Raw genomic sequence first — 19,169 nt, 5'->3', positions numbered from 1 at the left:
CGCGCTCAGGCACTCATGGATTGGCTTTTGCTCGGGCGCATCGGCTGAGCGCCGGGGCGCAGGACCGGCATTCGATTCGGGGAGCGCTCACGTGGCGCAGCCAAGTGAAGCTGCGCGAGCAGCGGGCGGGCACCAGAATCGAATGCCTATCCCCGCGCCGCCTCAATACCCATACCCCCCACCCTCCACGGGCTTCTTCTTCCTGCCCACCACCACCTGCGTGGCCACCCGCACCGCGGCCATGCCGTCGCTCACCGAAAGCGCCTGAGGCGGCGTCTCCACCAGCTCCTCGGCATGCCAGACCCGTAGGCGCGCACCACCGGCCGGCACCTCGCGCAGCTGCACCTGGCCCTGCGCGTCGCTGACTGCGGCCCAGGGTGAGTCGGTCACGTACAGATGCCCGCGCATCGAGCCATGCAGATGGCAGCCCAGCAGTTGCGGGCCGGTCTGGTTGAACTGACGCGATTCACGCGACGCCGGCTTGCCGGCCACCCGGCCTGACAGGCGGAAGGCGAAGCCCTGGCTGGCGTCCAGATAGACACCACCCGGCCCGGCTGCGCCACCCCGCACATGGTGGTCCCAGCGGTCCAGATTGACGAAATGAACCTTGGTGGAGAGGTGCACCACGCTGACCGCCGGCGCAAAGCGCATCTGCTCCTGCTCGATGGTGTGCTCCGCCAAGGGTGTGGGCCGGGGCCCGCTGACCGAGGTCTCCAGCACCACCACCGCGCCGGCCAGGGCCTTGCCCTCGCGATCAAGCACCTGAACCGTGACATCGGCCGCAAGCGCGGCGGACTGGGTCAGACCCGCAATCAACAGGGCCAGAACAGACTTGCGTGCAGCGTGCATGGGAGCGTCCTTGAGGATGAGCGGCCTGCATGATGCCGCAAGCCACTCAGTGCGGTGTCGCTGTCGGCTGCGGTCGCCGCAACACCTCCAGCTTGTAGGCGTAGCGCCGACGCTGCTCGGGGGTCAGCGCATGCTCTCGCGCCAACGCCATATGGCGCGCAGCACGCTCGCGTTGACCCAGCTGGTAGTAAGTCTGGCCGAGCCAGAAGTGCAGCTCATCGAATTGCGGTGTCAGCACCAATTCGCGCTCAAAAGCCAGCTGGGCCGCGGCCCAATCCCCCGTGCGTGCGGCCGCCAAACCGCGCTCGAATTCCAAGAAGGGCGTGCGCGGCTGCACCTGCTGCAAGGCCGCCTCGGCTACCCGGGCCTCCTCGGTTCTGCCGAGTTGACGCAGCAGCAAGACCAGATTAGAGAGCGCCGAGACGTTGCGCGGCTCATGCTGCAGCAGCGTGCGCAGGCTGCGCTCGGCGCGCGGCAAATCACCGTGGCGGCGGTACAGCACCGCCAGAGTGTTAAGCGCATTGAAGTAGCGCGGATCGGCTGCCAGGGCCTGCTTGACCATCGCATGCGCGTTGGCCAGCTGCCCCTGCTCCATCAGCTCCACCGCTCGGTTGTTCATGAACATCGCCACGACGGTCTCTTCCGACAGGCTGATCGCCTGCAGCCGCGACTCTTCATCCAAGGGGATGAAGTCGATGGTCAAGAAACCGGTCGTAGAAAGGCTGCGCCCCGAGCCATAGCGCTCATGCGCCAAGGTCACATTCACGTGACCACTCAGCAGCATGAAATTGCGACTGCGACTCCATACATCCTCAATGCGCACCGACTGAAATCGAACCGACAGCCCAATGTGATACGCCAGCGCGGCAGTCAACAGTACCAAGGACAGGCAGTTACCTGCCCGCGCGTCAAAGGCTTCGGCGGCTGTACGGGTCGTGGATGCGTCGTACTCGAGACGCATTCCTGCGAAATCCCGCACAGCCAGAAAGAGACCCCTACGGCTACCATGCTGACGGACTTGCGCCGCAAGTTGGTTGTTCGCAAAAGCCAATAGGGCGGGTGAGAGTGCAAACAAGTCGGCGCGACTGAGATGCACTGTTGGTGCACCAAGGCCAGAAGCATCCAACAGTCCGGCCAAATCAGTGAGAGCAGGCGTTTGATGGGCACAGCCACCCAAACTGACCAAAGAGCCTGCGGCACAGACGCCGAACCGGCGCCGTCTCATCGAGACATTCATTTGCATTGGCTGAGCATAGACTGCAAGGCCGGCCTCGCCCAGTGCGCTTTGACACGCCGTGCAAACCCTGTGACCAAAGGGCGTCCCTCAGTGCACAAACACCGCCACGGAGCGCGCCGGCAGTCTCAATTGACCGCCCACCCAGCGCGCCCCCGTATCGGGCAGGCCCTGCAGGGCCGGATGCAGGCGCCATGCGCCCGGACGCTGGAGCGCCAATTGGCGCGGCTGCGCCGCCGCATTGAAGGCCAGTAGCAGCCCCTCAAAGCCCGCCCCCGGCCAGCCCCGGCCGTCCAACTCGGCGACGATCACCGCGGGGTCCTGATCCGGTCCGACCGCATGGAAGCGCAGCCGCGCCTGCAGCTCGCCCGGGTTCGGTAGCGAGAACAGACTGGAGCTGGCGCGCACCCGCAGCAGCGCCAGGAACTGCTCACGGGCCTGATGCAAGGTGGCAGGGTCGGGCCGGATGCCTGAACGCCTCAAAAAGGGGCGCAACACCGGCCAGTCCACCCCGTTGTCGGCCGCAGGCGGCAGGCCCACACCAAAGCCGTTGTCGCGCAGGCTGAGATCCAATCGGTTGAAGGCATCGCCGCTGTCGTAGCTATTGCGATCCAAGGACTTGGAGCGCATCAACTCTTGTCCGGCATGGAAGTAGACCGGTCCCTGACTGAAGGCCACCAGCGCATTGGCCAGATGCTGGACCTGGCGCCGCGCCGCCGCCAAGCTGCTGGGCGGCAGCTTGAGCACCCCCAAATCGAACAGGGTGTGGTTGTCGTGGTTCTCGGCATACGCCACCGCCTCGCCGGGTTGTCGGGCATAGCCGGCCGGCTGCCCGCCGTAGTCCATCTCGGCGCCGCGCCGCACGGCGCCATCGGCTGTGGGCAGCAGCACATCCTGCAAGCTCCCGGCCAGCCCCAAACGAAGCAGATCCGCAGCCCGGCCGGCCTGCTCGCGACGCGCGGGGTCGTCGGCCAAACCAAAGAGCCAGCCAGGGCTGGCCTGCATCTGCGTCACCGGGCCAAAGCTGCTGCCGCGCAGGGCATCGCGGGCACGATCGCTGAAAGTGGCGATACCGCTACCCCCCAGGCTCAGCTGGCTGGCCTGCTCAAAGCGTGCGCCATCCTTGACCTCGCCAAAGTTCCAACCCTCGCCAATGAAGTGAATCTCGCGTCCCAGCCGCTGCTGCAACTCGCGGTGCAGGCGCTGCATCTCAGCGCGCGGCTGATGACCCATCAGGTCGAATCGGAACGAGTCCATCGCATAGGCGCGAGCCCATAGATGCACCGAGTCGCGCATCAGCTTGCCCATCATCAAGCGTTCGGTGGCGCTGTTGGCGCAGCAGGTGCTTTGCTCCAGATCGCCTTGCCCATTGAGCCGGTGGTAGTAGAGCGGCACGATGCGATCCAGCACCGAGTGGCGGGCCTGCCCGCTGGCCGCCATGTGGTTGTAGACCATGTCCATGCCGACGCGCAGGCCCATGCCATGCAAGGCCATCACCGCGGCTCGAAGCTCGCGCACGCGCAACTCGGGGCGGTCGGCATCACTGGCATAGCTGCCCTCTGGGGCGTTGAAGTGCAGCGGGTCATAGCCCCAGTTGAAGCAGTCCTGGGCGGCCTGCGCGCGGATGCGCGCTTGCAGCCGGGGGCTGTCAGAGGCCACACGATCACGCGGTGGGTCCGCTCGGCAACCCTGCTCGGGCACGCTGGCCAAATCAAAGACCGGCAGCAGTTGCACGTCCGTCACCCCCGCCGCCGCCAGCGCACGCAAGTGCCGCACCCCGGTGCTGCGCGCCTGGGCAAAGGCGCTATAGCGCCCGCGCAGGGCGGCAGGCAGGCTGCGGTCGTCACGCGAGAAGTCGCGCACATGCAGCTCATAGATCACCAGCTCGTTCAGGCGCAGCGCGCGCTGTGGTCGCGGATGGTCCTTCCAACCCGGTGGCTGAGTTTGCGGATCATCCAAATCCAGCACGGCGCTGCGCGCAGAGTTCGCGCTCAGGCTCAAGGAATAGGGATCCGTGACGCGCTGCCGCACCCAGCCCTGCCCCGGCACCCAGACCTCAACGAGATAGAGGTAGGTCCACCCGCGCAGATCGCCGGGCTGATGCCAGATCCAGCTGCCTGTGTCGGACTGCCACTGCGCCGCCACGCGCCGCGCCGCTGGAGCGCGCGTGGACGGGTAGAGACAAACCTCGACCGCACGCGCGGTCGGCGCCCAAAGCCGGCCCTGGGTTCCTGCACCCGCCTGCACATGCACGCCCAAATCGTCAAGGCCTTCGGCAGCGGCATAAAGCGCATCGACGGCGCCGCCGACCTGGACGCCGGTGCGCGCCAACTCTGGGCCGCTCGGATCCATTAAAAGGCCAAGCAACTCGCCTCGAAGCCAGGCCTGTCTCTGCGCACGTGAGATCTGCGCAGGAACCCGAAAAGCTTGGCCCGCGCCCAGATAGCTCGCCGCCCGTTGCAGCGCGGCGGGCCAGGGCTGAGGATCGGCCTCCAGCGCCCAGTCTTGGCCTTCATGGCGCAACCGCAACTGCGCACCGGGGGACGCCCCGGGCCAAAAGAAGCGGTCAGCATCCAACCAGTGCAGCCGATGTGGGCCGGGCTGGCTCAGCGGGCTCAGCGGACTCGGCAAGGGCGAAGCCAGCGGCTGCGCCACTGCCGCCCCATCGCAAGCCGCCCACACAGGGTCGGCGCGCAGGGCCTCGGTCTGCAGCAGTCCGCCCACCAGCAAGATCAGGAGTCGCTTCATGGCAGTCATGTACTTTTATTACATGCCCGCATTTCACCACTGGAAAACATTCAAGCAATCGACGAGATCATGAAGTAACTCAGGTACAGACATACCCGCCAACGAGTCTGGCAAGACCTTGACTCAGGGCTGAGACACTGCAGCCCATGCCCCCTTCCAGCACCAGCCCCCTGCCGCAACTCAGCCCCAACCTGGTGCTTTGGCTCACCCTGCCGCCGCTGATGTGGGCCGGCAATGCGGTGGTGGGGCGGCTGCTGCACGAGCAGATCCCAGCCACCCTGCTCAACAGCCTGCGCTGGGGCCTGGCCTTGGCCCTGCTGCTGCCCCTGGCCCAGGCGCTGCGCCGCCACCCCCGTCAATGGTGGGACCTGTGGTGGCAGCAGCGCCGCTGGCTGGCCGCCACCGGGGTGCTGGGCATGGGGGTCTACAACGCCCTGCTCTATCAAGCCCTGCAGAGTTCCGGCCCCATCAATGTCACCCTGATCGCCGCCAGCTTGCCCCTGGGCATGCTGCTGATGGGCCTGCTGGTCTTCGGCAACCGGCCGCGGCGCACCGAAGGCCTGGGCGCTCTGCTCGCCTTGGCCGGCGTGCTGGTGGTGCTGAGCCAGGGGCAGTGGCAGCGTCTGCGCGGCCTGCAGTGGGTGGCCGGCGACCTGCTGATGCTGTTCGCCACACTGGCCTGGGCGCTGTACTCCTGGTTGCTGACACGCCGCCCGGACGCCTTGGCGGAGCGTTGGAACTGGGCCGATGGGCTGCTGGGGCAAATTCTTTTCGGCCTGCCTTTCGCGCTGCTGTGCGCGGCGGCCGAGCAGCACTGGGCACCGGCTACCGTGCGGTGGAGTTGGCCGCTGGCCCTGGCCCTGCTCTTCATCGCCTGCGGCCCCAGTGTGCTGGCCTACCGTTGCTGGGCCCTGGGCGTGGAGCGCGCCGGGCCGGCCGTGGCGGCCTTCTTCGCCAACCTCACGCCCGTTTTTGCCGGCCTGCTCTCGGGCGCACTGATGGGCGATCCCCCCCAGCTCCACCATGCGCTGGCCTTTGCTTTGATCGCTGCGGGTATCTTGGTGTCATCCAGGCGCTGAACCGTGGCAACATCGCCCGCAACTCAAGCAGGCAACCTCAGGCGCCACACCCCGTATGCCCTTCTCCCAATCGCTGCGCTGGGCCGTCATCCTGACCTTGTTGCTGGGCCTGCTGGCGCCCAGTGCGCTGGTGTTGGTCTACGACTTCCAAGCCACCCGCACCGCGGTGATGGACAACCTCAAGCGCGATCTGGACCGCAGCACCCAGGTCTTGCGACTGTCCTTGGCCGAACCGATCTGGCAGGTCTCGCCCGATCTGGCCCAGCCAATGGTGAATGCGCAGTTCGACGACGAGCGCTTCATTGCCGTGGTCGTCAGCGAAACCAACAACACCAAGCCCTTCGTTCAAGAAAGCCGCCCCAATCCGGCCCCTGAACTGGCCCTGACCCAGACCGCACCCATCGAGCGTGAAGGCCGGCAGATCGGGCAACTCAGCGTCACCATGAGCGGCGCCCCGCTGCTCGCGCGTGCCCAAAAGGATCTGTACGCCGGCGCCGGCCGCACCCTCTTGGTGGCGGCGCTGTCGATGGCCCTGATCCTGTGGCTGCTGCGCCGCCGCGTGCTCGGGCCGATGGAACGCCTGTCCAAGGTCGCCTTTGAACTGGGATCGGGCCAGATGAGCAAGCCGGTCGAGGTGGAAGGCAATGACGAGATCGCCCGCGTCGGCCAGGCCATGGAGCGCATGCGTCTGGCCCTGCTGGAAGCCTTTGAACGCCTGCGTCAGCACGCCAATACGCTGGAGGACCAGGTCTCGCAGCGCACCGTTGAGCTCACAAAGACCAACACCGAGCTGACGCGCGCCATGCAGCAGCTGAAGAACGCGCAGAAGGAACTGGTCGAGTCGGAAAAACTCGCCTCCCTGGGCCGACTGGTCGCCGGTGTGGCGCATGAACTCAACACCCCTCTAGGCAATGCCATGACGGTGGTGACCGCGCTCGAAGATCGCTGGGGCGAGCTGGACGCCGCGCTCAAGAGCAGCCAGCCGCTGCGCCGCAGCCAGCTCGAGGGCCTGGTGACCGACACCCGGCGCGGCCAGGACATCCTGCAGCGCAATGTGCGCAAGGCCGCCGAACTGGTGCGCGACTTCAAACAGGTGGCCATCGACCAGACCTCGGACGCACGGCGCGAATTCGATCTGGCCGGCATGGTCAAAGATGTGATGGTGATGGTGGAGCCGCGCTTCAAGCACACCCCCTTCATCATCGACACCCAGTTGACCGAGGGGCTGAAGATGAACAGCTTCCCCGGTTCGCTGGGCCAGGTTCTGACCAATCTGCTGATCAACGCCCTGGTGCATGGCTTTCACGATCGCACTGAGGGCAGAGTCCTGGTGACCTGCCAGGCCGCCACCGACAACCCCGATTGGGTCGAGCTGACCGTCAAGGACAACGGCTGGGGCATGGACGAAAACGTGCGCAAGCGCATCTTCGACCCCTTCTTCACCACCAAGCTGGGGCGCGGCGGCACGGGCCTGGGCATGCACATCGTGCACAACATCGTCACCCAGCTGCTGGGCGGCTTCATCGATGTGATCAGCGAACCCGGCCAAGGCGCGCTGATGCGCCTGCGCTTGCCCACCCAGGCACCGGAGATGTCCGAACACGAAGAAGCTGGAGCCGGCGTCTGATCCGGCCCTGACTACACTGACGGGCATCTTTGGTGCCGCCCCTCGCGGCTCCCCTCAGGAGTGCCCATGACCACCGTAATCCGTCGCGACGATCTGGTTGAGACCGTCGCCGCCGCCCTGCAGTACATCAGCTACTACCACCCGGCCGACTACATCGCCCATCTGGCGCGCGCCTACGAGCGCGAGGCCTCGCCCGCCGCCAAAGATGCGATCGCTCAGATCCTGACCAACAGCCGCATGTGCGCTGAAGGCCGGCGCCCCATCTGCCAGGACACCGGCATCGTCAATGTGTTCCTGGAAATCGGCATGGACTGCCGCTTCGAGGGCTTCCCGGGCTCCATCGAAGACGCCGTCAACGAGGGCGTGCGCAAGGGCTATCTGAACCCCGACAACAAGCTGCGCGCCTCGGTGCTGAGCGACCCGCTGTTCGCCCGCGTCAACACCAAAGACAACACCCCGGCCGTCATCCACATGACCCTGGTGCCGGGCAACAAGCTCTCCATCGATGTGGCCGCCAAGGGCGGCGGCAGCGAGAACAAGAGCAAGTTCAAGATGATGAACCCCAGCGACGACCTGGTCGACTGGGTGCTCAAGACCGTGCCCGAGATGGGTGCGGGCTGGTGCCCACCGGGCATGCTGGGCATCGGCGTGGGCGGCACGGCCGAGCGCGCCATGCTGCTGGCCAAGCAGTCGTTGATGGAGCCCATCGACATGTACGAGTTGCTGCAGCGCGGCCCGCAGAACAAGCTCGAAGAGCTGCGCATCGAGCTGTTCGAGAAGATCAACGCGCTGGGCATTGGCGCCCAGGGCCTGGGCGGCCTCACCACGGTGCTGGACGTCAAGATCGCCACCTACCCCACCCACGCGGCCAGCAAACCAGTGGCCATGATCCCCAACTGCGCCGCCACCCGCCACGCCCATGTGGTGATGGACGGCTCGGGCCCGGCCTTCCTGGACGCGCCCAGCCTGGACCTGTGGCCCGATGTCAACTGGGCGCCGGACTACAACAAGAGCCGTCGCGTCAACCTGAACACGCTGACCAAGGCCGAGGTGGCGAGCTGGAAGCCGGGCGAAACCCTGCTGCTCAACGGCAAGATGCTGACCGGCCGTGACGCCGCACACAAGCGCATCCAGGACATGCTGTCCAAGGGCGAGAAGCTGCCCGTCGACTTCACCAACCGCGTCATCTACTACGTCGGCCCCGTTGACCCGGTGCGCGACGAGGTGGTCGGCCCGGCCGGCCCCACCACCGCCACGCGCATGGACAAGTTCACCGAAATGATGCTGGCCCAGACCGGCCTGATCGGCATGGTGGGCAAGGCCGAGCGCGGCCCCAGCGGCATCGCGGCCATCAAGAAGCACCAAAGCGCCTATCTGATGGCGGTGGGCGGCGCCGCCTATTTGGTGGCCAAGGCCATCAAGGAGGCCAAAGTGGTGGGCTTTGCCGATCTGGGCATGGAGGCCATCTACGAGTTTGACGTGCAGGACATGCCGGTCACGGTGGCGGTGGACGCCGGCGGCAGCAGCGCCCACATCACCGGCCCGGCCGCCTGGAAAGAGCGCATTGCCAAGGGTGAATTTGCGGGAATTCCTATCACCCAGGCTTGAAGCCAAGGGCCGGCTTTAGCGAGCCTTTAGCCTCCCTCCCGTAGAGTTCGCGGCCGCCTTAATGGGATTAGGGCGGCCGTTTTCTTTCAGGGAGTCCAACAATGAACCGCCTCACCCCCTTGGCTTTGGCCCTTGGCCTGGGCCTGACCGGCGCCAGCCTGGCCGCCAGCCCCGCCAAGACCCCACCCCTGCCCAAGCCGGGCCTCAAGCAGGGAGTCGCCCCGGTCACTGCGCCCGAATTCGTGCGCGAGCTTGAAGGTATTCGTGAATACCGCCTGGCCAATGGCTTGCAAGTGCTGCTGTTTGCTGATGCCGCCAGCACCACCACCCTGGTCAATATCGTCTACCGCGTCGGCAGCCGCCACGAGGGCGCCGGCGAGGCCGGCATGGCGCATTTGCTGGAGCACCTGCTGTTCAAGGGTACGCCCTCGGTCGCGGACATCCCCAAGGCCATGAGCGAGCGCGGCGTGCGCTGGAACGCCACGACCTCGGTGGACCGCACCCACTACTTCAGCAGCTTCAACGCCAGCGCCGACACCCTGGGCTTCATGCTGGCGCTGGAGGCTGAGCGCATGCAGAAGTCGCGCGTCGAGGCCGAGGATCTCGCCAAGGAAATGCCGGTCGTGCTCAACGAAATGGAGCGCGGCGAGAACAATCCCGGCCAGTTGCTGCGTCAACGCCTGCAGTCCACCGCCTATCGCTTCCACCCCTATGGCCGCAGCACCATCGGCAGCCGCAGCGATCTGGAGAACGTGCCCATCGAGGCCCTGCGCCGTTTCTACCGCGCCCACTACCGTCCGGACAACGCCACTTTGATGGTCAGCGGCCAGTTCGACGAGGCTGCGGTGCTGACGCAGATCCAGCAGCAGTTCGCGGCCCTGAGCAACCCGGCGGGCAAGGCACCCAGCCCCTACACCGTCGAGCCACCGCAGGACGGCGAGCGCAGCGTGGTGCTGAAGCGCGTGGGCGGCCAGGCCATGAGCTTCATCGGCTACCACGTGCCCAACTTCGCCCACCCCGACTGCGGCGCGCTGGCCGTGCTGGGCCAGATGCTGTTCCAAGCCCCCAGCGGGCCGCTTTACAAGCGCTTTGTTGAAGGCAAGCAAGCCACCCATGTGGGCGGCCAGGGCTGCGGCGGTCATGATCCCGGTCTGTTCACCGTGGTGGCCGTGCCAGCGGGTGATACCCCGCCTGCCGTGCTGGAAAAGGCCGTACTCGACGCGTTGGAGGGCTCGGTCAAAGAGCTCTTGGAACCCGAACAGTTCCAGCGCCTGCAAGGCCAATTCGCGCTCGGCTACTCCCAGTTGCTGAAGGACCCGCAGGGCCTGACCATGCTGCTGACTGAGGCCGTGGCCGGCGGCGACTGGCGCCTGGTGTTCAAGCTGCTGCAACAGGTCAAGGGCCTGAAGCTCGAAGATTTGCAGCAGGTGGCCGCCCGCTACTTGCGAGCCAACAACCGCACCCTGGCGCGCTACGAACCGGTCAAGGCCTCCGGCCAGGTGGAGATCCCCGTGCAGGCCGAGCGCCAGCAGGGCTTGGACGCCCTGACTGCCGGCCAGAACCTGGCCCAGGGCGAGCGCCTGAACCCGGAGGCGCTGGAGCTGCACAAGCGCACCCGCTTTGCCAAGCTGCCCCAAAGCGGCCTGCCGGTGGCCTGGCTGGACAAGAAGACCCGCGGCGACCAGGTGTTCGCCCGCATTACCCTGCGCTGGGGCGATGGCGCCAGCCTGCGCGAGGCGCACGCGGCGAACCACATCGATGACCAGCTTCTCGAGGGCAACGCACGCTATACCAAGCAGCAAATCATTGACGAGACAGTAAGGCTCAAGGGCCAGTTCAATGTCCAGGCCGGCAAGCAGGGCCTGACCCTGACCCTGGAGGGCGAGCGCCAGACCTTCGGCGAGCTGCTGCAACTTGCATTGCAGGTGCTCAAGGCGCCGACCTTCCCGCCAGAGGCCTGGCAGCGCCAGCAGCGCGGCATCGTGCAGGGTCTGCAGGCCAGCCGCCAGGAACCCGACGTCTTGCGCCGCCAGGCCGTGCGCGAACACTACAACCAGGCACGCGGCGCCCAACCCGGCGATCTGCTGTACAGCCCCAGCCTGGACGACCTCATCAGCATCGTGCATGGCGTGACGGTTGAGCAGATGCGCGAACTGCACGCGCAGCTATGGAGCGCCAACGAGGGCGAGGTGGCCGTGGTGGGCCCCGCTCCAGAAGGCTTTGAGGCCCTGTTGGACCGTGAACTGGCGGCCTGGAAAAAGCCTGAGGCTGCGGCCTTCCGGCGCGAGATCATGCCCTTCAAGGCGGTGCCCGCCACCGCCATTCACACCGAGGCCAAGGACAAGGCCGCTGCCGTGCTGCAGCTGCGCCAGGAGCTGCAATTCCCGGCCGATCACCCGGACGAGGTGGCCCTGATGCTGGTCAACCACCTGCTGGGCGGCGGCTCGCTGGAAAGCCGCTTGAACGTGAAGCTGCGCCAGCAAGGCGGCCTGACCTACGGCGCCAGCTCAAGCCTTGACCTGGCCGAGTACGGCGAAGCGGGCAGTTGGACCCTGAGCACCCAGCTGGCACCGCAGAACCGTCTCAAGGTCGAAGCCCAAATCCGCAGCCTGCTGGCCGAGTTGCTCAAGGACGGCTTCACGGCAGCCGAGGTCGAGCGGGCACGCAAGGACATGATCCAGGCGCGCCTGCAACGCCGTGCCAGCGAGTCCGGCCTGAGCTTCCTGCTGGGCAAACTGCAGGAACACGGCAAGGACTGGCGCTACACCGCCGACTGGGACGCGCGCTATGCCCAGGTGAGTCTGGCTGAGGTCAACGCCGCACTGCGTCGCTACCTCAAGCCCGAGCAGATGGTGTGGTCCAGCGCGGGCGACTACGCCAGCAAACCGCCCCTACCCGTCGCGGCGCCCTAAGACCGGGAGGTCTACTCGATCACGCTGCGCTGCGCGCGCTCGCGGTAGAAGGCTTCGATGCGCGCACCATCGGTGCGCGCCACCTCGGCCGGTAAGCTTCGCAACAAGGTGGCCGCTGCTGCCGGCTGTGCGGCCCAGCGCCGCATGGCTTGGTCGAGCGCCTCGATGGCCTTGCGCCCCCAGGGGCTGCGGGTGCAGGCGATGTAGGAAGGGAGCGGCTGGCGCTCCTCGGCCAGCGCGTGATAGCTGATGCGCGGCGCAGGTTGAAGGCGCTGGGCCAGGTAGTGCAGGGCCAAGGGGTACTCGACCAGGTAGTCCATGCGCCCGGCCTCCAGCATGCGCAGCAATTGCGGCGTACTGGGCAGGCTGCCGATGCGCACCTGCGAGCCGGCGCTGCGGATCATGGGGTCGAGCACCGGTCCGTAGCTGCGGTCACGTTCAAACACCGCCGTCAGGTCGGTCTGCTTCAGCAAGGCCTGCAGGCTTACCTCACCCGCGGGCAGCAAGCCCTCGCGCGCCGCCAACATCTGCGGCACCGGCGCCGTGGCGAGCGTGAAGTAGGCCCAGCGCAGGCGTTCTGGCGTCTTGAAGGCGTCGGCATAGCAAAGTGGCCGCCCCGCCTGGATCTCCCGCCACATGCGCGAGCGACCGGTCGGCACCAGCACATGGCGCCACTGAGGCAATTGCGCCGCGATGCCGGCGATCAGGCGGTCGGTCAGCCCGTCGCCCAACTCGTCCACACTGCGGGCCACCCCTTTGGGGCCATCGTTGTGATAGGGCGGGCCATCGACGATGGCCCAACGAATTTCAGCTCCTTCCGTTTCGTCGGCACGCAGTGCGCCGGCCGCGAGCCAGCCGGCCAGGGTCAGCACCCCGACAGCTCGACAAAAAGGAAAGGTCCGACGCATGCCCCCATCCGAGCACAGCCACCGCCCCGACGCCAGCCGGGTTAGCGCTTAGGCACGCTGGTGTACCACCCGTTGCGGATAGGGAATTTCCACCCCCCGCGCCCGCAGCAAGGCCAGCAGGGCCAGGTTCACGTCGCTGCGCACCGAACCACTGCCGTTCTCCGGGTCGGCGATCCAGAAGTGCAGTTGCAGCTCCAGCCCATCCGCTCCGAACTGCGCCAGTTGCACCACCGGCCCGGGATCCTGCTGGACTCGCGGCACGGCGGCAGCTGCTGCCTGTAGGGCCGGGATCAAGACGGCGAGATCGCTGTCGTAGCCCACCGTCACCGAGGTGCTCAGCAGCACCCGGGTGTCGGCCAGCGAACTGTTCTCGACCCGCTGGGTGATCAAGAGCTCGTTGGGCACGATGCTCTCGCGCCCATTGAGCGCCCGGATCACCGTGTAGCGGGTCTTGATGTCGCTGATGCGCCCCTCAAAGCCGTCGACCTTGACCATGTCGCCGATGCGCAGGCTGCGCTCGGCCAGGATCACAAAGCCCGACACATAGTTGCTGGCCAGTTTTTGCAGGCCAAAACCAATGCCCACGCCGAGCGCACCGCCCAGCACCGACAGGGCGGTGAGGTCGATGCCGGCACTGGAGAGGGCCAACAGCAGGCCCAGCAGCAACAGGCCGGCGCGCACCAGGTTGGCGATGATCTTGCGGCCGCTCAGGTCTTCCGTGGCGCCCTTGAGCAAGCGCGCCTCCAGCACCGCCGACAGCCACAGGGTGGCCACCAGCACCAAGGCCACCGAGAAGCCCGCCTCCAGCAGGCTGCGCAGGCTCACCGTGCTGCCGCCCAGCTTCCAGCTGATGGCGTCCAGTTCCTGCATTGCAGCCGGCCACAGGCCGCTGATCCACAGGATGGAGCCGCCCCAGGCCATCCAGGACACCCAGCGCTCGGCCAAATGCGCCCAGCGCGACTCCGGCAGGGCGGCGCGCAACACCCGCGCGGTGCTGCGGATCACCAGCAAGCTGGTCAGGATGGGCAGGGCCAGCTGGATCAAGAGCAGCGGCTTGCCCAGGCCCAGCCAGGGCCAGGCCCGGCTCAAGCCCCAAGCCCCGGTGAGCGCCAGCACCGGGAACAGCGCGCCATCGACCCCGGCGCGGCCCAGCAGCACCGAACGCGGGCTGTTGGCCCGCCGCGCCCAATGCGCCAAGCCCTGCCACGCCAGCAATAACCAGGCGGCCAGCGCCAGCACCTGGCCCAGCCCGCCGCGCGACTGCAGCAGCTCCATCAACTCATCCATTCACAACCTCGATGTTCAAAGCTTTGCCAGCACCCGCAGGTGCGCGCACACGCTGCGCGCCAGCGCCCAGCGGTGGTAGCCGCCCTCCAGGCAGCTGACGATGCGCCCTTGCGCATGGCGGGCCGCCACATCCAGCAACTGCTCGGTGATCCAGGCGTAGTCCACCTCGGTCAGGCGCAGCAGGCCCAGGGGGTCCAACTCATGCGCATCAAAGCCTGCCGAGATGAACAGCATCTGCGGCTTGAAGCGCTCCAGCGCCGGCAGCCAGTGCGCGCGGATCATCTCGCGGATCTCCTGCCCGCCAGTGTGTGCCGGCAGTGGCAGGTTGAGCATGTTGTCGCCCTTGGGCGGCAGGCCGCTGAAGGGGTAGAGCGGATGCTCAAACAGACCCACCATCAACACACCGGGGTCGTCGGCCAGCACATCCTCGGTGCCATTGCCGTGGTGCACATCAAAGTCGACGACGGCCACCCGCTGCAGGCCATGCACACGCAGGGCCGCGCGCGCAGCCAGTGCCACATTGCTCAGGAAGCAAAAGCCCATGGCCTTGGCCCGCGTGGCGTGGTGGCCGGGGGGGCGCACGGCGCAAAAGGCGTTGTCCACCTTGCCCGCGATCACCATCTGCGTGGCCTGTAGCGCGGCCCCGGCGGCGTGCAGCGCGGCGCTCAAGCTGTGTTCGTTGGCCGCCGTGTCGGGGTCCAACTGCACCACGCCCTGCACCTGACTCAGGCGTTCGCGCAGGCGATCCAAGTAGTCGGGGTCGTGGGCCAGACGCAACTCATCCCAGGTGGCGGGGCGCGCCTGCAGCACCTGCAGGTGCTCGATCAAGCCGGTCGCGGCCAGGGCTTCGTCGATGGCGTCCAGGCGCTCAGGGCACTCGGGATGCCCTTCACCCATCTGGTGCAAACGGAATGACGGATGGGTAAGAAACGCGGTGGTCAACGGTGCTGCAGACTTTGCTAAGGTGCGGGCGATGAACTCCCCCGCTGCCATGCCATTCGATGCCGCGCTTTTGCACGCGGCGCTTGACCAGATTAGCACGGTGATCAAGGGCAAGCCGACCCAGCTGGCCGATTGCCTGGCCTGCCTGATCGCGGGCGGCCATCTGCTCATCGAGGACTTGCCCGGTGTAGGCAAGACCACCCTCGCCCAGGCCCTGTCGCTGACCCTGGGCCTGCAGTTCGCCCGGGTGCAATTCACCGCCGACCTGCTGCCCTCAGACCTGCTCGGGGTGAATGTCTTTGAGCGCGAGAGTGGCCGCTTTGACTTCCGCCCCGGTCCGGTGTTCGCCCAGGTGCTGCTGGCTGACGAAATCAACCGAGCCGGCCCCAAGACCCAAAGCGCGCTGCTGGAGGCCATGGAAGAGCGGCAGGTCACCATCGAGGGACAGAGCCACCCCCTGCCCCTGCCCTTCTTTGTCATCGCCACGCAGAACCCCAGCGAGCAACTGGGCACCTACCCGCTGCCCGAGTCGCAGCTCGACCGCTTCTTGATGACCATCCGCCTGGGCTACCCCGACCGCAAGGCCGAGCGCGACATGCTGACCGGCCGCGACAGCCGCGAGTTGCTGACCGAGTTGCGCCCCGTGATGAGCCCGACCCAACTCCAGGCCACACAAGCCGCCGCCCGCGCGCTGCACGTCAGCCCGGCCCTGCTGGACTATTTGCAGCTGTTGCTCGACGCCACCCGCAACGGCCACTGGTTCGTCGAGGGCCTGTCGCCGCGTGCCGGCCTGGCCTGGCTGCGCGCTGCCCGCGCCAAGGCCCTGCTGGCCGGTCGGCCCCATGTCTCGCCCGAAGACCTGCAGTCCTGCGCCGTGCAAGTGCTGGCCCACCGCCTGCGTGCACGCGCCGGCGCCGGCCGGGGCAGCGCCGAGCAGGTACGGGCCATGATCGAGTCCGTAGCTCTGCCGTGATTCAGGCCCTGCGCCGGCGCTGGCAACAGTGGTGGAGCGCGCGCCACCCGGCACGCGACGATCAGCTGCTGACCCAGCGCAATCTCTACATCGTGCCCACCAAGGTCGGCGCGGCCTTCTTGCTGACGCAAGCGGTGTTGTTGGTGGCCGCCATCAACGACCAACTCAGCCTGGGCTATGCCTTGACCTTCTTGCTGGCGGGCGCCGGCCTGGCCTCGATGCACACCACCCATGGCAATTTGCGGGGTCTCAGCCTGGCCCTGCAGCCGCCCGAGCCCGGCCATGCCGACCAGGACCTGCCCCTCGTCGTGCGCCTGCACAACCCCGGCCGGGCGCGCTGGGGCGTAGGCCTGCAATGCGTGATGGAGGAGCAGCGCAGCGCCCTGGCCTGGGTGGACGTCCCTGCCCAGGGCCATGCCGAGTTGCGCCTGGCCTGGCGCGCTCCGCGCCGAGGTCACCATGCCTTGCCCCTGTTGCGCATCGAGTCGCGCTTCCCGCTCGGCCTCTTCGTGGCCTGGAGCTATTGGCGCCCGGCCAGCCGGCAATGGGCCTACCCTGCACTCGAACTGCCCTGCCCCCCGCTGCCCACCCAACTTGGCGATCAACAAGAAGGCCCGCCACAGGCTCGCAGCCAGCCGAGCGCCGGCGACGAGTTCCATCAGCTGCGCGGCTGGCGCGATGGCGACCGTCTGCGCGATGTGCTGTGGAAGCGCGTGGCCCAGTCCAGCGACCCGCGGGCCGCTCTCTGGGTGGTGGAGCGCGACGCCCCCAGCCAGGGCACCCAGCGTTGGTTGGACCTGACCCAGACCCAGGGGCTGGACGAAGAGCGCCGCTGGCAACGCCTGGCCAGTTGGGTGCTGGCGTTGGACGCCCAGGGCCAGGACTGGGGCCTGCGCCTGCCCGGCTTTGAGTTGCCGCCCGGCCAGGGGCCCGAGCAGCGCCGGCAGGCGCTCGAACGCTTGACCCTGGCATGAGCCGCCTGCTGCAATCCCTGTCGCGCGAGACCCGCGACACCTTTTTCCTGGTCGGGGTGGTGGCCCTGACGGTGGCCCCCCACCTGCCCCGCCTGCCGCTGTGGGCCGGTGCCGCCCTGGCCCTGCTGCTGGGCTGGCGCGCCTGGCTGGCGTGGCGCGGCCAACCCCTGCCCGGGCGTTGGCTGCTGGCCGGCCTGCTGATCGCTCTGGTGGCGGCTGCCAAGCTCAGCCACGGGGTGCTGATCGGGCGCAGCGCCGGGCTCACCCTGGTCTGCCTGCTGCTGGCGCTCAAGCTCTTGGAGATGCATGACCGCCGCGACGCCTATGTGGTGTTCTTTCTCGGCTTCTTTCTGGTGCTGACGCAGTACCTGCACTCCCAGGCGCTGTGGGTGGCGCTATGGACCCTGGCCTGCGTCTGGGGCCTGATGACCGCCCTGGTGCTGGCGCAGATGCCGCTGGGCCAGCCGCATCTGCGCCTGGCCGCACGCGAAGCGGCGCGGACCACCGCGCTGGGCCTGCCGGCCATGCTGTTGCTCTACCTGCTGTTCCCGCGCATTGCGCCGCTCTGGGGTGTGCCAGGGGGCGCCAGCACCGGGCTGTCGGATGAGCTGAGCTTCGGCCAGGTGGCCACCCTGGCCACCGACAGCCGCATCGCCCTGCGCCTGCGCCCGCTGCCCGGCAGCGCCCTGCCGGCGGCACCGGACCTCTATCTGCGCGGCCCGGTGCTGAGCGATTTCGACGGTCAGATCTGGCGCGCCAGCCCGCCGCGCCTGAGCCATCCGCCTGACGCCCTGCAGCCGCAGGCCGGCCCGACGCTGCGATATGAGATGGTGGTGGAGCCGCAGCGCGCCAGCGTGCTGCCGGTGCTGGAGTTCGACACCGCCCGACCGGGTGAGACCTGGAATCTGGACGGTCTGACCCTGCGCCGCAGCGCCGAGCTGAGCTGGATCTCGGCCCGCCCCATCACCCAGCGCCTGGCCTTTGCGCATCAGGCCAGCCCGGCGCGCCTGGGGCCCTTGGCCGAGCACCCCAGCCTGCGCGGCCTGCGCACCCTGCCGCCGGGCCTGAACCCGCGCCTGCGCGACTGGGTGCGCCCGCTGGCCCAAGGGCGCAGCCCCGAAGCCCTGGTGCAAGTGCTGCTCGACCACATCCGTAGCCAACCCTTCGAGTACACGCTCAACCCCGGCGTCTATGGTGAAAACAGCCCGCACGCCATCGACGAGTTCTGGTTCGAGGGCCGCAAGGGCTTTTGCGAACATTACGCCGCCGCGCTCACCGTAGCCCTGCGTGCTGCGGGCGTACCGGCCCGCATCGTCACCGGCTACCAGGGGCGCGACGCCGAACTGCTGGACGGCTGGGCCGTGGTGCGCAACAGCAATGCCCACGCCTGGGTCGAGTACTGGCAGGCCGGAGAAGGCTGGCGGCGCAGCGACCCCACGGCCGCCGTGGCACCCGAGCGCGTGCGCCGCGGTGAACGCCTGAGCCCGCCCCCCACCGTGCTGCAGGGCGCCTTCGATGCCATCGATCCCTCCTTGTGGCTGCAGCTGCGCCGCCTGGGCGAGACCCTGGACCTGCGCTGGCAGCAATGGGTGCTGGGCTATTCGCGCGAGCAGCAGTTCGACCTGCTCGCAAAGCTCGGTTTTGAGAGCCCCGACTGGCAGGCCCTGGGCCAGGCCGTGGCCGGCGTCATCGCCGCCCTGGCGGGCCTGAGCCTGGCCTGGATGCGCTGGCAGCAGCGCGATGCCGACCCTTCGCTGCGCCTGCAGCGTCGCACCCAGCAATGGCTGCTCCGTGCCGGGCTGCCCGCGCAGGCGCATCAATCCCCCCTGCACTGGGCCGAGCTGGCGCGCGCGCGGCCAGGCGGCGAGCCATTGGCGGCGCAACTGATGGAGCTGGAGCAAACCCGCTATGGCACCGGTCATCCGGCGCTGGGCGGCGGCGCCTGGACGCGCCTGGCCTGGTTGCGGCGCCTGCGTCGGAACTGCATGGGCCTGAGACACTAGCGCCCCCTGCCGCCTCCCTCTCTGC

General features: G+C 67.7%; 13 protein-coding genes. 7 read left to right on the top strand and 6 right to left on the bottom strand.

Annotation, left to right across the window (positions count from 1 at the left end; translation table 11 throughout):
* Positions 1–162: 162 nt before the first annotated feature.
* The 3 genes from FF090_RS08720 to FF090_RS08710 form a co-directional block, all read right to left on the bottom strand.
* Positions 163–849, bottom strand: coding sequence for a cupredoxin domain-containing protein (locus FF090_RS08720; protein WP_175423589.1), 687 nt, complete (start codon positions 847–849; stop codon positions 163–165).
* 46 nt (positions 850–895) lie between these two features.
* Positions 896–1,810: a tetratricopeptide repeat protein gene (locus FF090_RS08715; protein WP_175423588.1), complete on the bottom strand. Its 915-nt coding sequence runs from the start codon at positions 1,808–1,810 to the stop codon at positions 896–898.
* Positions 1,811–2,173: 363 nt separating this feature from the next.
* A complete protein-coding gene (locus FF090_RS08710) occupies positions 2,174–4,831 on the bottom strand; it encodes an alpha-1,6-glucosidase domain-containing protein (RefSeq protein WP_175423587.1) in 2,658 nt (885 codons plus the stop codon).
* A 146-nt stretch (positions 4,832–4,977) separates the two neighbouring features.
* Here FF090_RS08710 and FF090_RS08705 point away from each other — a divergent pair, with 146 nt between their 5' ends.
* The 4 genes from FF090_RS08705 (at position 4,978) to FF090_RS08690 (ending at position 12,057) form a co-directional block, all read left to right on the top strand.
* Complete coding sequence (locus tag FF090_RS08705; RefSeq protein ID WP_138856352.1) at positions 4,978–5,910, top strand: DMT family transporter; 933 nt, start codon at positions 4,978–4,980, stop codon at positions 5,908–5,910.
* 55 nt (positions 5,911–5,965) lie between these two features.
* A complete protein-coding gene (locus FF090_RS08700) occupies positions 5,966–7,537 on the top strand; it encodes a sensor histidine kinase (RefSeq protein ID WP_138856351.1) in 1,572 nt (523 codons plus the stop codon).
* 66 nt (positions 7,538–7,603) lie between these two features.
* Positions 7,604–9,145: a fumarate hydratase gene (locus FF090_RS08695; RefSeq protein WP_138856350.1), complete on the top strand. Its 1,542-nt coding sequence runs from the start codon at positions 7,604–7,606 to the stop codon at positions 9,143–9,145.
* A 101-nt stretch (positions 9,146–9,246) separates the two neighbouring features.
* Positions 9,247–12,057 carry a M16 family metallopeptidase gene (locus FF090_RS08690; RefSeq protein WP_138856349.1) on the top strand — a complete coding sequence of 937 codons (2,811 nt, stop codon included), beginning with the start codon at positions 9,247–9,249 and terminating at the stop codon, positions 12,055–12,057.
* An 11-nt stretch (positions 12,058–12,068) separates the two neighbouring features.
* On the opposite strand, the gene FF090_RS08685 is transcribed toward FF090_RS08690, so the two are convergent.
* The 3 genes from FF090_RS08685 to FF090_RS08675 are packed head-to-tail and all read right to left on the bottom strand — an operon-like array spanning position 12,069 to position 15,149.
* Positions 12,069–12,965, bottom strand: coding sequence for a hypothetical protein (locus FF090_RS08685; RefSeq protein WP_138856348.1), 897 nt, complete (start codon positions 12,963–12,965; stop codon positions 12,069–12,071).
* Between the two features lie 48 nt (positions 12,966–13,013).
* Positions 13,014–14,252: a mechanosensitive ion channel family protein gene (locus tag FF090_RS08680; RefSeq protein WP_138856347.1), complete on the bottom strand. Its 1,239-nt coding sequence runs from the start codon at positions 14,250–14,252 to the stop codon at positions 13,014–13,016.
* 15 nt (positions 14,253–14,267) lie between these two features.
* Positions 14,268–15,149 carry a histone deacetylase family protein gene (locus tag FF090_RS08675; protein WP_246071547.1) on the bottom strand — a complete coding sequence of 294 codons (882 nt, stop codon included), beginning with the start codon at positions 15,147–15,149 and terminating at the stop codon, positions 14,268–14,270.
* 76 nt (positions 15,150–15,225) lie between these two features.
* Here FF090_RS08675 and FF090_RS08670 point away from each other — a divergent pair, with 76 nt between their 5' ends.
* Genes FF090_RS08670 through FF090_RS08660 form a run of 3 tightly spaced genes read left to right on the top strand, consistent with a single transcriptional unit; the run spans position 15,226 to position 19,144 of the window.
* Entirely contained in the window at positions 15,226–16,167 is a 942-nt protein-coding gene (locus FF090_RS08670) for an AAA family ATPase (RefSeq protein ID WP_138856345.1), read from the top strand.
* A complete protein-coding gene (locus tag FF090_RS08665; protein WP_138856344.1) occupies positions 16,164–17,141 on the top strand; it encodes a DUF58 domain-containing protein in 978 nt (325 codons plus the stop codon). The genes FF090_RS08670 and FF090_RS08665 overlap by 4 nt, the downstream gene beginning before the upstream one ends.
* Positions 17,138–19,144 (top strand): transglutaminase TgpA family protein, encoded by a 2,007-nt coding sequence (locus tag FF090_RS08660; RefSeq protein WP_138856343.1) that lies wholly within the window; start codon positions 17,138–17,140, stop codon positions 19,142–19,144. The genes FF090_RS08665 and FF090_RS08660 overlap by 4 nt, the downstream gene beginning before the upstream one ends.
* Positions 19,145–19,169: the final 25 nt, after the last annotated feature.

Origin of the sequence: Inhella inkyongensis (genome assembly GCF_005952805.1) — a bacterium.
Lineage (GTDB): Bacteria > Pseudomonadota > Gammaproteobacteria > Burkholderiales > Burkholderiaceae_C > Inhella > Inhella inkyongensis.
Note: the sequence above shows the minus strand (reverse complement) of the source record. Positions and strands in the feature narration are given on the sequence as shown.